This window comes from Saccharomonospora saliphila YIM 90502, from assembly GCF_000383795.1.
GTDB lineage: Bacteria > Actinomycetota > Actinomycetes > Mycobacteriales > Pseudonocardiaceae > Saccharomonospora > Saccharomonospora saliphila.
In genome coordinates, this window is sequence record NZ_KB912640.1 from 386,598 (window position 1) to 400,216 (window position 13,619).

At 69.5% G+C, this 13,619-nt stretch carries 11 protein-coding genes; 5 read left to right on the forward strand and 6 right to left on the reverse strand.

From position 1 onward, the window contains the following. The coding region (locus SACSA_RS25855) for an ATP-binding protein (protein WP_332253277.1) at positions 1-1,155 on the reverse strand (1,155 nt) is incomplete at its 3' end. 482 nt (positions 1,156-1,637) lie between these two features. On the opposite strand from SACSA_RS25855, the gene SACSA_RS0106950 reads away from it, so the two are divergent. From SACSA_RS0106950 to SACSA_RS21890, 4 genes are all read left to right on the forward strand, one after another. Next, positions 1,638-3,425 carry a thiamine pyrophosphate-requiring protein gene (locus SACSA_RS0106950; RefSeq protein ID WP_019814537.1) on the forward strand — a complete coding sequence of 596 codons (1,788 nt, stop codon included), beginning with the start codon at positions 1,638-1,640 and terminating at the stop codon, positions 3,423-3,425. An 84-nt stretch (positions 3,426-3,509) separates the two neighbouring features. After that, positions 3,510-4,559 (forward strand): helix-turn-helix transcriptional regulator, encoded by a 1,050-nt coding sequence (locus tag SACSA_RS0106955; RefSeq protein WP_232212858.1) that lies wholly within the window; start codon positions 3,510-3,512, stop codon positions 4,557-4,559. 149 nt (positions 4,560-4,708) lie between these two features. Next, on the forward strand, positions 4,709-5,050 hold the full coding sequence (locus tag SACSA_RS0106960) for a hypothetical protein (RefSeq protein ID WP_019814540.1): 342 nt from the start codon (positions 4,709-4,711) through the stop codon (positions 5,048-5,050). Further along, entirely contained in the window at positions 5,047-6,723 is a 1,677-nt protein-coding gene (locus SACSA_RS21890; RefSeq protein ID WP_019814541.1) for an alpha/beta hydrolase, read from the forward strand. The genes SACSA_RS0106960 and SACSA_RS21890 overlap by 4 nt, the downstream gene beginning before the upstream one ends. Positions 6,724-6,810: 87 nt before the next feature. Here SACSA_RS21890 and SACSA_RS0106970 read toward each other — a convergent pair whose 3' ends face one another. The 3 genes from SACSA_RS0106970 to SACSA_RS0106980 all read right to left on the reverse strand — a co-directional run bounded on the left by SACSA_RS0106970 (position 6,811) and on the right by SACSA_RS0106980 (position 9,953). After that, positions 6,811-8,124: a citrate synthase gene (locus SACSA_RS0106970; protein WP_048876524.1), complete on the reverse strand. Its 1,314-nt coding sequence runs from the start codon at positions 8,122-8,124 to the stop codon at positions 6,811-6,813. Positions 8,125-8,290: 166 nt separating this feature from the next. Continuing rightward, a complete protein-coding gene (locus SACSA_RS0106975) occupies positions 8,291-9,238 on the reverse strand; it encodes a carbohydrate kinase family protein (RefSeq protein ID WP_028661632.1) in 948 nt (315 codons plus the stop codon). Between the two features lie 130 nt (positions 9,239-9,368). Then, positions 9,369-9,953 carry a TetR/AcrR family transcriptional regulator gene (locus SACSA_RS0106980; protein ID WP_048876478.1) on the reverse strand — a complete coding sequence of 195 codons (585 nt, stop codon included), beginning with the start codon at positions 9,951-9,953 and terminating at the stop codon, positions 9,369-9,371. Between the two features lie 109 nt (positions 9,954-10,062). Here SACSA_RS0106980 and SACSA_RS0106985 point away from each other — a divergent pair, with 109 nt between their 5' ends. Continuing rightward, positions 10,063-11,223, forward strand: coding sequence for an acyl-CoA dehydrogenase family protein (locus tag SACSA_RS0106985; protein ID WP_019814547.1), 1,161 nt, complete (start codon positions 10,063-10,065; stop codon positions 11,221-11,223). A 98-nt stretch (positions 11,224-11,321) separates the two neighbouring features. On the opposite strand, the gene SACSA_RS0106990 is transcribed toward SACSA_RS0106985, so the two are convergent. Continuing rightward, the gene (locus tag SACSA_RS0106990; RefSeq protein WP_019814549.1) at positions 11,322-12,536 is read right to left on the reverse strand and encodes an amidohydrolase; all 1,215 of its coding nucleotides are present in this window, start codon (positions 12,534-12,536) and stop codon (positions 11,322-11,324) included. 6 nt (positions 12,537-12,542) lie between these two features. Then, a complete protein-coding gene (locus tag SACSA_RS0106995; RefSeq protein WP_019814550.1) occupies positions 12,543-13,454 on the reverse strand; it encodes an aldose 1-epimerase family protein in 912 nt (303 codons plus the stop codon). Between the last annotated feature and the right edge of the window lie 165 nt (positions 13,455-13,619).

Below are 13,619 nucleotides of genomic sequence, written 5' to 3' on the forward strand. Positions count from 1 at the left end.
ACCCGTGCGCTGTGAGCGAACCGTGTTGCTCCGCGCCGGCTGCGGAGCCTGCGGAATCGGCGGGGTGGGCGGCACCGCCGCCACCGACGGCATGGTCGACCCGCTGGAGTGCCGGGCGAGCGGGAGCTGACCGCCTGCGACCGAACCCTCCGGCGGCACCGCCTCGGTCAGTTCGGACGGCACCAGCACCGTCGCACGGACACCCCCGTACACCGACTCCGCGAGATCCACGCGGAAGCCGTACCGCCGCACGTAGGTGCCGACCGCGGCGAACCCCGTCTGCGGCAGTTCGCCGAGATTGTACAGATCGATGGCCTTCTGCCCGGAGACCACGGCCCGGGCCTGTTCGAGCCGCCGGTCGTCCATGCCGACGCCGCAGTCGTCCACCTCGATCACCGCCCCCCGCTGCACGTGGCGCAGGGTCACCAGCACGTTCGTGGTGGGCGGCGAGGACTGCGCGGCGTTGGCCAGCAGTTCGGCGACCAGGTGGATCAGCGGTTCGACCACGCGCGGAGACACGGCCACGCCCGGGTCGCCGGACAGTTCCACGCGCTGGTACGCGGTGATGCGACCCGCCGCGCCGCGGACGACGTCGGCGACGGCGAGGGGGTCGTGCCATTGCTGCCCGGGCCATTCGCCGCAGAGGGTGGACACCGACTGGGCGTAGCGAGCCTGCTGCGCGGCGGCGTGGTCGATCCGCATGCTGGTCTCCAGCACGTCGGCGTCGTTCGGATGGCGCGAGACCATCCGGCCCGCCTCCTCTTGCACCCGGTGGGCCGTGGTTTGCACCTTCCTCGCGAGCGAGACCATCGACGCGTGCACCGCGCTGCGCTGCGCCTGATACAGCTCACGCACCCGGACCATCACGTCCATATAGCGATCGAACTCCTGCTGCGCGGCGGGATCGGCCGGGCGCTCCGGCAGCTCCGGCAGCATGTCGTCGTCGTCGACCTGTTCCATCAAGGCGAGGAAGCGATGGTGGACATAGGAATGGGCGTCGAACTGCGTGCGCAGACGCGAGTAGTCGTCAAGCCGGGCACGCACTTCGCGTGCCGAGACCCACATCAGCAGCCCGACGGCCGCGAGGGCGACGAGTCCGGGGATCAGCCAGAAGGCTCCGCCGCCGACCTGGAGGAACAACACGACCGAGGTCACGACGACGTGGGAGACGATCGCTGCGCCACACAGCCAAGCGAGTGCGCGTCGGGAGTGTGGCGTGGCCGGCGAGAAAGTCATGATCACCTGGATATCGACGGGCGCCTGCGGACGCGAGGGGCGGGTGTGCCGGACCTGGGCGGACACGACAGCGACGAGGCAGTGGCCCACCTCCACGTCGGGGTCGCGCGTCAGGCGGTCGGCAACACGACCGGACTACACAACTGCACCGCGCAGCGTAGTCGATCACGGTGACACGGGTACAGGTCTGGTCCGCGCGTGGCGGCGCTGACAACGACACCCCGCGGAGGCCGCCCGAGACGGTGACCCACGCCGGACGGGTCGGCCGATCACGCGAGAACCGTTCCATCTGACGGAACACCTCCCTGTGCGCTGCGTCGCCGGACGCGCCCGTGCGGGGGTTGAACAGCCGCGCGGCGGGTAGCCGGTTCCCAACCGCCGCGACCGCACAAGGAGGCGCCATGGCCGAGACGGTCGGTGACTACATGCTCCGCCGGCTCCGCGAGTGGGGAGTCGAGCAGGTGTTCGGCTACCCCGGGGACGGGATCAACGGGCTCGTCGCGAGTTTCGGGAAGGCGGACAACCGGCCGAGGTTCGTGCAGGCCCGGCACGAGGAGATGGCGGCGTTCCAAGCCGTCGGCTTCGCCAAGTTCAGTGGCACGGTGGGGGTGTGCGCCGCGACGTCGGGACCGGGTGCCGTGCACCTGCTCAACGGGCTCTACGACGCCAAGCTCGACCATGTTCCCGTGGTGGCGCTGGTGGGGCAGACGGCGCGCAGCGCGGTGGGCGGCGGCTACCAGCAGGAACTCGACCTGAAGGCGCTGTACAAGGACGTGGCCTCCGAGTACCTGGTCGAGGTCACGGTGCCCGAGCAACTGCCCAACGCGCTCGACCGGGCCATCCGCACCGCCGAGTCCCGGCGCTGTCCCACCGCGCTGATCATCCCGGCTGACGTGCAGGAACTGGAGTACTCCCCGCCGGGCCACGAGTTCAAGCACGTGCCCTCCAGTCCCCCCGGGTCGGTGCGCGCCGTCGTCACCCCGCCCGAGGACGAACTCGCCGACGCCGCGACCGTGCTCAACGCGGGCAACCGGGTGGCGATCCTCGCCGGGCAGGGTGCGCGCAACGCGGCCGAGGAGCTTGCCCGGGTCGCCGAGCTCACCGGCGCGGGCGTGGCCAAGGCGCTGCTCGGCAAGGACGTTCTCTCCGACGACCTGCCGTACGTGACCGGTTCGATCGGGCTGCTGGGCACGCGGCCGAGCTACGAACTGATGCGCGACTGCGACACGCTGCTCATCGTCGGCTCCAACCTGCCGTACTCGCAGTTCCTGCCCGAGTACGGGCAGGCACGCGCGGTACAGATCGACCTGGACGGCGGGATGATCGGGATGCGGTACCCGGCCGAGGTCACTCTCGTCGGGGAGTCCAAGGCCACGCTGCGCGCCCTGCTGCCGCTGCTCGAACGCAAGACCGACCGGAGCTGGCAGGAGGGCGTCCAGCGGTCGGTCGCGCGGTGGTGGGACACCCTGCGTGACCAGGCCATGCTCGACGCCGACCCGGTCAACCCGATGCGGGTGGTGCACGAGCTGTCCGAACGCGTGCCCACCGACGCGATCGTGACCGCCGATTCGGGTTCCTCGACGAACTGGTACGCGCGCAACCTGCGGATGCGCGGGCGAATGCGCGGGTCGCTCTCCGGCACGCTGGCGACGATGGGGCCCGCCGTCCCGTACGCGGTCGGCGCGAAGTTCGCTCATCCCGACCGGCCCGTGATCGCACTGGCCGGGGACGGGGCCATGCAGATGAACGGGATGGCCGAACTGCTCACCATCGCCCGCTACCGTCCACAGTGGTCGGACCAGCGGCTCGTGGTGTGCGTGTTCCACAACCAGGACCTCAACCAGGTGACCTGGGAACTGCGGGCGATGGGCGGTGCGCCGAAGTTCGAGGAGTCACAGAGCCTCCCGGAGGTCTCCTACGCCGACATCGCCCGGGCTGTCGGCCTCGAGGCGATCACGGTGACCGACCCGGGTGAAGTGGGCCCCGCGTGGGACCGGGCGCTCGCCGCCGACCGGCCGGTCGTGCTCGACGTCCACTGCGACCCCGAGGTACCGCCGATCCCGCCGCACGCCACGTACGAGCAGGTCAAGTCGACCACCGAGGCGCTGCTCAAGGGTGACCCGAACGCCTGGCACGTCCTCGTCCAGGGCGCGAAGACGAAGGCCAGGGAGGTGTTGTCCGGCTCGTAACGACGCGACACCGTTAAGGGTCTTCACGCTTCGGGTCCGGCGACGCTATGATCCCCGATCGTTCTGGTGCGACACGCTCCGGCCATGGGGGGTCGAATGCTGGACAGCGTGGGGGTCGACGAGTTCGAGGAGCGGGTCTACCGGCTCCTGCTGGCCGAGTCCGCCGCTGACCCCGCTGGGCTCGCAGCCAGACTCGGCGTGCCCTACGAGCAGGTGTCCGGCGCCGTGCACCGGCTCGCCGCACTCGGGCTGGCCACCTTCACCGGCGATCCGACGGAGGTCAGTGGGGCTGTCGTCGACGTGGTGCGGCCGATCCACCCGGTTCGAGCGCTGACACCGTTGCTGGCGCGACGCAGGCGCGAATTGCGGGCGGACGAACAGCGTCTCGACCTCGCCGAGGACACGGTGAGTGAGCTGGCCACCGTGGCGAGTCAAGCCTCGGACGGGACCTCCGCCGAGGTGCGCGTACACCGTGACACCGCCGCCGCGTTCACCTGTCTCGAACACATCGCCGCCACCGCGACCCGTCAGGTGCTCGTGCTGGCCGCGTCCGGACCCGCACCCGGTGTCACCGACGCCACCGACTACAGCCCGATCGTCGGGCTCGCGGTCCAGCTCGCCGAACGCGGCGTGCCGCTTCGGGTGATCATGCTCGACAGCATCAGCTATCTGGCACCCCTCATCGAGGGCGCGAACCGGATGCGGCGAGCGGGCGTGGAGATCCGGACGAGTCCGGTCCTGCCCGCCTGGACGTTCGTCGTCGACGACGAGTACGTGGTTACCGCCTTCGACCCGGATCATCACGACCGCGGCAGTGTGCTGGTGCGCACCCCCGGCGCGGTCGCGGCGGGGGCCGACCTGTTCCGGCAGTACTGGCAACAGGCGAGCCCGCTCGGCGGCACGGACGCACCCACGCCGCACGGTCTCACCGAGGGACAGCGCAGGCTGCTCATCATGATCGCCAACGGCCGCAAGGACGAGACGATCGCGCGCCGGTTCAGCGTCTCCGCGCGCACGGTGCGCCGCATGGTCGCGGAACTCTACGACCTGGCCGGAGTGTCGAGCCGGATCCAGCTCGTCTTCCGCGCCGCCCAGTTCGGCTGGCTCGACGGCTCGGAACTCGACCGGATATGAGGGCCGGTCGGCGCGTTCCCCCTGTCGTTCCTGCTCCTCGGCCTCCGGAGTTGGCAACGGGCGGCCATGGCCGCACGCGGCCGGACCCGGCCCCGCACCTCACGCGTCGGAAGAGGTGACACCGACGCGGCGAGGAAGGGAGAGCGGCCATGGCCGGACCCGAGGTGGATATCGAGGCGCTGCGGACCGCAGCAGCGGAAGCAACACACGCTGGTAAGGACCTTTCCCTGCACGCCACCGGCAGGATGGATTTGGACTCCGCGACCGGCGGCCTCGCAGGCTTCTCCAGCGGCTCCGCGCTGGCCACGGCCGCCGACCGGTGGATGCGCTTCACGAGCGACCGAGCGGAGCTTGTGCGGTTCATCGGTGACCGCCTGAGCGAGGCGGTGACGAAGTACGCCGACACCGATAACGCGGCGGCGCGCAGCCTCACAGACATCGTGGGGCGACTCAATGAGGTGACAACTCATCCGGGAGTGACGCCGGCATGAACGTCGACGAGCTGCACTCGGCCGACATCGACGCCGTCGACGCCGACGCCGCTGCCTGGATGACGTTGAGCGAGGCGCTGGAAACCTGCGCCGACCAGGTTCGGAACAGCGTCTTAGGCCCCATCGAAGGGGGCGCGTGGCGGGGAGACGCCGCCGACCGAGCGTATTCGACGATCAGCGAAGACATGCGGTCATTGCTCCGGGCTGCTGACGACGCCCGAGAGGTCTCTCGTGCGCTGGCTACGGCAGCCCAACGATGGCGTTCGGCCCAGGCCAACCTTCTGCGTGCGATCACCCAGGCACCTGGCTTGGGGCTGCGAATTGTTCACGACGGGTCGGCTGAACCGCTTCCAGGGAAGAAACCGGCGCAAGCGGATGTCCGCGAGCTCACCGAGCTCGCGCGAAAAGCACTCGCCGAGGCGAAGGACGCTGACGAAGAACTCACTTCAATCCTCCAGGATTACGCAGACCTCGCGGCCCGATCCTCACTCCGGAACCTGGCCACAATATCGATTCCCTCGGAGGCGAGCCCCTCGAAGGTATCGCGCTGGTGGGACGCGCTCACATTCGAACAACGTCGACAGCTCATTCAGCAAAATCCCGCGGAGATCGGCAGCCTCGACGGCGTTCCGGCCACCGCCCGCCACGAGGCGAACATGGCGTTGCTCGAACACGAACTTCAACGTCTACAAGGCGACGAAGACGGCGAGACCAAGATCGCGAAACTCGAGAACCTTCGAGATCGGATCATCGAATCGCATTCGACCGACGCGGCGCCATTGTACCTGTTGACGTTCGACCACGAAGGCGACGGCAAGATCGCCATCTCCATGGGAAATCCCGACACGGCGGAGAACGTGTCCGTCTACGTCCCGGGTATGACCGCCGGACTCTGGACTGATGGATTCGCCACTGACCTCGATCGCACAAGGGTCATGCTCGAAGCGGCGGACGCGAAGACCGAGGAAAGTGTCGCGTCGGTCCTGTGGCTCGACTACGACGCTCCGGACGACATTTCAGCGGCCACGGAGACGAAATACGCCGAAGACGGCGGCCCACGGCTTCGCCAATTCGTCGACGGACTCCAAGCCGCTCATGATGAGGGCGGTGCACACACCACCCTGGTGGCACACTCGTACGGAACCGTCGTAGCGGGTGAAGCCGCGAAGCACGCGCCAGGAATGGAGGCCGACATCATCTCGGTGGCGGGCCCCGGGTTCGGGATCGACGATGCCGCGTCCGGCGACGTCGAATCAGAAATAGACCTCGACGGCGCGGTCTACGAGGCGACAAGCACGGCTGATCTTATTCGTCCATCACATTTCTTCGAGGTTCATGGCGACGCTCCGGGCGAACTGCCCGGAACGGAGATCCTAGCGACCGAGGAGGACAACGGACACGGTGGCTACTGGAGCGACGAACAGTTCCTGCACAATGTCGGTAACGCGATAGCGAATCAGCACGGGAACCTGACTTTCGAACCAGCATTACAGGAGGCGCAGAAAGACACGACTACCGGGGCAGCTGTCGGGGCGGGCATCGGGGGAGCGATTGGCGGGCCCGTCGGCGCAACGTTTGGAATGACTTTTGGTGGACTCTTTCCCGGCGCGGTCGACGAACTCGGTGGATTTCTTGGCGACGTTGCCCAGGCCGCGAAGGATTTGATTGATTAGCTCCGGGAAGAGATTCACCCCGGTCACCGTATCCGGATGTCGGACACGGTGACCGGGGCATGTTCGGGCATCCCGTCGAGCCCGGCTTCAGCGCTGGTCGAGGGGCGTGTAGTCGCGCTGCTTCTCGCCGGTGTAGATCTGGCGCGGGCGGCCGATCTTGGTGGCCGGGTCCTTCATCATCTCGCGCCAGTGCGCGATCCAGCCGGGCAGGCGGCCGAGCGCGAACAGCACCGTGAAGTACTTCGTCGGGAAACCCAGAGCCCGGTAGATCAGGCCGGTGTAGAAGTCGACGTTCGGGTAGAGCTTGCGCTCGACGAAGTAGTCGTCCGACAGCGCGCGCTCCTCCAGCCGTTTGGCGATGTCGAGCAGTTCGTCGCCGCCGGAGATCTTGGCGAGGATGTCGTCGGCGGTCTGCTTGATGATCTTCGCGCGCGGGTCGTAGTTCTTGTAGACCCGGTGGCCGAAGCCCATCAGGCGGACGCCTTCCTCGCGGTTCTTCACGCGCCGGACGAAGTCGTCCACGTCGCCGCCGTCGGCCTTGATGTTCGAGAGCATGTCCAGCACCGCGCTGTTGGCGCCGCCGTGCAGCGGGCCGAACAGGGCCATGATCCCGGCCGAGATGCTGGCGAACAGGTTCGCCTCCGACGAGCCCACCAGCCGCACGGTCGAGGTCGAGCAGTTCTGCTCGTGGTCGGCGTGCAGGATGAACAGCATGTCGAGCGCCTTGGCCACGTCCGGGTCGATCTCGTACGGCTCGGCGGGCAGCCCGAAGGTCATGCGCAGGTAGTTCTCGACAAGGCCCAGCGAGTTGTCCGGGTACAGGAAGGGCTGGCCGATGGACTTCTTGTAGGCGTAGGCGGCGATCGTGGGCACCTTCGCCAGCAGGCGGACCGTGGACAGCTCGACGTTGGAGTCGTCGAACGGGTCGAGCGAGTCCTGGTAGAACGTCGACAGCGCCGACACCGCGCTCGACAGCACCGGCATCGGGTGGGCGTCACGGGGGAACCCGTCGAAGAAGCGCTTCAGATCCTCGTGCAGCAGGGTGTGCCTGTTGATCTTCGAAGTGAATTCGTCGAGCTGCTGCTTGCTGGGCAGCTCGCCGTAGATGAGCAGGTAGGAGACCTCGATGAAGTTCGAGTTCTGTGCGAGCTGCTCGATCGGATAGCCCCGGTAGCGCAGAATACCCTGCTCACCGTCGATGTAGGTGATCGCCGAAGACGTGGCGCCCGTGTTGACGAAACCCGGATCGTAGGTGATGTAGCCGGTCTGAGCGAGCAGCTTTCCCAGCTCGATACCGGGCGCGCCCTCCACGGCGCGAACCACGTTCAACTCGTGCTCGCCGCTCGGCAGGCGGAGTCGCACCGTCTCGCCCCCGGTCTGCGCCGCAGTCGCGTCGGACATGCACATGCCTCTCACGGTCACACGGGCCGGCTGCGACCGCAGGTCGTGCGGGTCACAGACTTTCGCACACCGTCCCGCTGGGGTATGAATTCCTCTTTACGCTAGTCCAGAAGTGCCCGGTTACGCAGCCGTGGTGTTACCCACAGCTAACTCTGTGCGACCAGATTCACACGCTGGGCGGTAGTTCGTCGGCCCTGGGTGGTTCCGCGCCGCGACGGGACACCGTAACGGCGGCCGCACGGGCGGCGTAGGAGAGTGCCTCGGTCCAGTCGTGCGCCGAGAGAGCCCCGAGGTCGGCGGCCCGGTGGCGCACCAGCCACGCCAGCAGCGCGCCCTGGACGGTGTCCCCCGCGCCGATCGTGTCCGCCACCCGCACGGGGTGCGTGGGAACCGTCACGTCGTGGCCGGATGCGGTCAGCACCGACAGGCCATCGCCTCCCGCGGTCAGGACCACCGCCGCGGGTCCGCCGGCGAGCCAGTCGCGCGCCGCCGCGCGCACGTCGGCGAGGTCGGTGACCCCCGCCAGCCACTGGGCGTCGTCGACGGAGACCTTGAGCAGCCGGACCGAGGGCAGCCACGAGGCGAAGCGCGCGCGGTAGGCGTCCGGGTCGGCGATCATGTCGGCGCGGATGTTCGGATCGAGCGCGGTGAGCACGCCCCGCTCGTGCTCGCGGCGCAGGACGGCTTCGTAGGTCGCCGCGCCCGGCTGGAGCACCATGCCGAGCGTGCCGACGGACAGGGCCGCCGTGTCCTCCGGCAGCGGACCGGGGTCGGCGACGAACCGGTCGGCGGTGCCTTCGGTGTAGAAGCTGTAGCGGGCGCCGGCCTCGGAATCGAGCGAGACCACGGCGAGCGTGCTCGGTTCAGGACCTCTTTGGACCATATCGGTGTCCACACCGGACTCGTCGAGCCTGCGGACGAGCTCGTCGCCGAACCGGTCGCGCGAGACGCGCGAGAGGAACGCGGTGCGCACACCCAGCCGCGCGGCAGCGAGCGCCACGTTGTACGGCCCACCCCCGAGCCGGGGCGCAAGAAGGTCCGAAGTGGACCCCTCCGCGCACCCCTCTCCCGCGGGCACGAGGTCGACCAGCGCTTCACCACCAGACACGATCACGCCCGCGATGCTAACCCACCCCCGTGCCCACGGAGCCGCTCGCGCCCGCGCAGGTGCCGTCAAGGCCTCCTTTACTGCGTTGAGTGCAGTGAAGGAGGCCTTGACGGCACATCAACAGGCGTGGGCGGGATCACGGGCGGTCGAGAGAGACGCCGGAGAGGAGCAACTCGCCCAGGGCGGTGAAGGCCTCGGCGTCCGAGACACCGGTGCGAGCGCGGACGGCGCCCGTCTGGATGCCCTCGATCAGCAACGCCGCCAGCTCGGCGATGAGCCCGGCGTGCACGTCGCGGAACACGCCCTGGGCCACCCCGTCGGCGAGGAACCGGCGGATGCGCCCGGCCGCGGCCTGCGAGTTCAGCTCGTACACCGCCCGCGCGGGCTCGAACGCGGAGACGTCGGCCATGAACGCGGGCGAGGCACGGTCGAGTTCGGCGGCCACCCCCGCGAGGTAGGTGCGCACGACCTCGCGCGCGTCATCGACGTCGGCGATGCGCTTCTCGATCCGCTCGGCCGCGCCCTTGAAGAAGTGCGCCACCACCTTGACGGCGAGCTGCTCCTTGCTCGGGGCGAGCGCGTAAAGGGTGCTCTTCGAGCAGTGCAGCCTCGCGGCCAGGTCGTCGAGGGTGAAGGCGACGAACCCCTCGGCGAGGAACAACCGCTCCAGCTCGTCGAGCACCGCGCGTTGCCTACGGGTGCGGGGTGGGGTCGGGGGCATGGGCGAAACCCTACGCCGGAATCCGGAACAGTACGCTGGACAGTACTATAGAGCGGACTACAGTACTATTCTGAGTACATCTCCACGCACACCGAGCACGGAGGCACCGATGCCCGCCGAACGCCTGCTGCCCACCACGGAGGCCGAGGACCTGGTCGCGCTCGCCCGGGAGATCGCCACCGACGAACTCGCCCCGGCGGCGGCCGGGTACGAGGAGGCGGAACGCTTCCCCCGGGAGCAGTTCCGGCTCCTCGGCGCCTCCGGGTTGCTGGGCCTGCCGTACCCGGAACGCTGGGGCGGCGGCGAGGTGCCCTACGAGGTCTACCTCCAGGTGCTCGAAGAGATCGCCACGGCGTGGATGTCGGTCGGCGTCGGGCTGTCGGTGCACACGATGTCGTGTTTCGCACTGGCCCACCACGGCACCGACGCGCAGCGGGACCGGTGGCTGCCGGACATGCTGGGCGGCGACCTGCTGGGCGCCTACGCCCTGTCCGAGACGCGGGCGGGCTCCGACGCGGCCGCGCTGAACACCCGGGCGCGGCGCGAGGCCGAGCACTACGTCATCACCGGCGCCAAGGCGTGGATCACCCACGGCGGGCAGGCCGACTACTACACCACCATGGTCCGGACGTCCGGCTCACCCGACGGGCCGGACCGGGGCAAGGGCATCAGCTGCCTGCTCGTGGACGCGGACACTCCGGGGCTGACGGCCGCGCCCGCCGAGCGCAAGATGGGGCTGACCGCCTCCACGACGAGCCAGATGCTCTTCGACGACGCCCCCGTGGACACGGGCCGGCTCCTCGGCGCCGAGGGCGAAGGGCTGAAGATCGCCCTGTCGTCGCTGGCGTCGGGGCGGCTCGGCATCGCCGCGTGCTCGGTCGGGCTGGCGCAGGCGGCGCTGGACGAGGCCGTGGCCTACGCGCGCGGCCGCAGCCAGTTCGGCAAGCCGATCATCGACTTCCAGGGCATGGAGTTCCTGCTGGCCGACATGGCCGCCGCCGTGGATTCCGCGCGGGCGACCTACCTGGACGCGGCGCGGCGCCGCGACCGGGGCCGGGAGTTCGGCAGGCAGTCGTCGGTGGCCAAGCTCGTCGCCACCGACGCCGCCATGAAGGTCACCACCGACGCCGTCCAAGTCCTCGGGGGCGCCGGGTACACGCGGGACTTCCCGGTGGAGCGCTACCTGCGGGAGGCCAAGGTGCCGCAGATCTTCGAGGGCACCAACCAGATCCAGCGCATGCTCATCGCCCGCTCCCTGCGCGCCGGGTGAACACCGCGGTCGATTGCGCCGGGTGAGCCGCGCGCGACCCGGCGCCGGGTGCACGGCGTCGCGGACCGCGCGTGGCGGGGACCGGGTATTCCCCCGGGTCACTCCCGGTAGCGGCGGTCGGTGACCACACCTTCACCGCGCTCGGCGTCGAACCGGTAGACCTCGCGCCCGCGCACGAACACCCGCAACGCGCGGTTCATCACGTCCAGCGGGTCACCGGACCAGACGACCACGTCGGCGTCGAGGCCCGGCCGCAGCGCTCCGACCCGGTCGTCGAGGCCGAGCATGCGCGCCGGGTTGACGGTCAGCGCACGCAGGGCCGTGTCCCGGTCGAGCCCGTGCTTGACCGCCAGCGCCGCCTCGTAGACGAGGAAGTCGATCGGCACGACCGGGTGGTCGGTGGTCAGCGCCAGCGGCACGCCCGCGCGGGCGAGGATGCCCGCCGAGCGCAACGTCCGGTGGCGCACCTCGACCTTCGACCGGGTGGTGAACAGCGGCCCGAGGATGACCGGAACCTCGTGCTCCGCGAGGAAGTCGGCGATCAGGTGGCCCTCGGTGCCGTGGTTGACGACGAGCTTGTAGCCGAACTCCTCGGCCAGCCGCACGGCCGTGACGATGTCGTCGGCGCGGTGGGTGTGCTGGTCCCAGTACAACTCGCCGTCCAGTACCCGCACCAGCGTTTCGAGTGTGAGGTCCACGTCGAAGGGCGTGCCCTCGGCGCGTGCGTGGTCGCGCTGGGCGGCGTAGTTGCGGGCCTTGGTGAACGCCTCGCGCAGCACGGCGGCCACTCCGAGCCGGGTGGCGGGTGTCTGATTCTTCTCCCCGTAGACCCGTTTGGGGTTCTCCCCGAGCGCGCTCTTCACGCTGACCCGCTCGGCGAAAAGCATGTCCAGCACCGTGCGGCCCCACGTCTTGACACCGACCGTCTGCCCGCCGATCGGGTTGCCGGAGCCGGGTTTGATCACCACGCTCGTGACCCCGCCCGCGAGGGCGTCGTCGAACCCGGTCTCGTACGGGTCGATCCCGTCGAGGGCGCGGAAGCGGGCACCGTTGGGGTCGGTCATCTCGTTGACGTCGTTGCCCGCCCAGCCCTCGCCCTCCTCGTGCACACCGAGGTGGGCGTGCGCGTCGAGGAAACCGGGCACGACCCACGAACCGGCGGCGTCGACCACGTCCGCGTCCCCGGGGACCTCGACCGCGGTCGCCGTGCCGACCGCGGTGATGCGGCCGTCGGAGAGCAGAACGGTGCCGCCGTCGAGGGGGTCGCCGTCGACGGGGACCACGTAGCCGTTGATGATCGCTGTCGTCGTCATGGTTCGCTACGCTAACGATTCTACGTGGATTCCCCAACTCGCCCGCCACTTCTCACCCGGCGCGAGGCTGATCAGGTCGGTCCCGGAGTTGAGCGCGTCGGCGGGGCAGGTCATGGGCTCCACGGCGATCGCCCGTCCCCGGTCGCCGAGGCGCGGCGGGGTGAACACCTGCACCCACCCGAAATCGGGCTCGGTCCAGAGGTCGAGCGTGGTGCGGTCGTGGTGCAGCAGGTGGTGGTGCAGGCCGTCGGCGCCCGGCGTGAGCCCGCCGAACGCGGTGTCGAGGTCCAGCCCACCGACGATCCGTCCCGCACGCAGGTCGTGGTCGGTGCCCGCGACGTCGGTCTCCTCGCCGAAGGGCCAATCGTGGTCGACATGGGGCCGAACGCGGGTCGCCGACAGCGTCAGGGTCAGTTCCTCGGTGGGCACGTCGCCGATGCGCGGGTACGGGTGGGTGCCGACGCCGAACCCGACCGACTCGGCACCCGCGTTGTGCACCTCGTGGGTGACGGTGATGCCTCTCGGGGACAGCGCGTAGACGATCTCGGTGTGCAGCGGGACCGGCCAGCCGGGCTCGTCCGCGACCTCGGTCTCGAGGCGGATGAAGTATTCGCCGTGTTCGACGAGACGCCATTCGGCGTGGCGGACCAAGCCGTGGATGGCGTTGCCGCGTGCCGGTTCGGTGACCGCGAGGTGCTGGGTGGTCCCGTCGTGGGTCCACCGCGCGCCCCGGGTGCGGTTGGGCCAGGGCAGCAGGACCTGGCCCGCGCCTTTGGGCGGCTCCTCGGCCGCGTCGAAGGTCTCGACGTACGGCACGCCGTTGATCTCGAACGCCCGCAGTCCCGCCCCGATCTCGGTGACCACGGCGCGCGCGCCGCCCCGGGTCAGTTCGAACTGCTCCCCCGTCGGATTCGCCATGCCCGCAGATTACCCGCCGTGGGGGTCCAGGTAAGCGCCGGAGCGAGCGGGCCTAGGCGCGCCCGGCCGTGTCCGTGTCCGTGTCCGGGTCCGGGGCGCGGTAGCGCCAGAACGCGGGCAGCAGCAGCACCGCCACCGCCAGACCTGCCAGTACGAGCAGGCCCC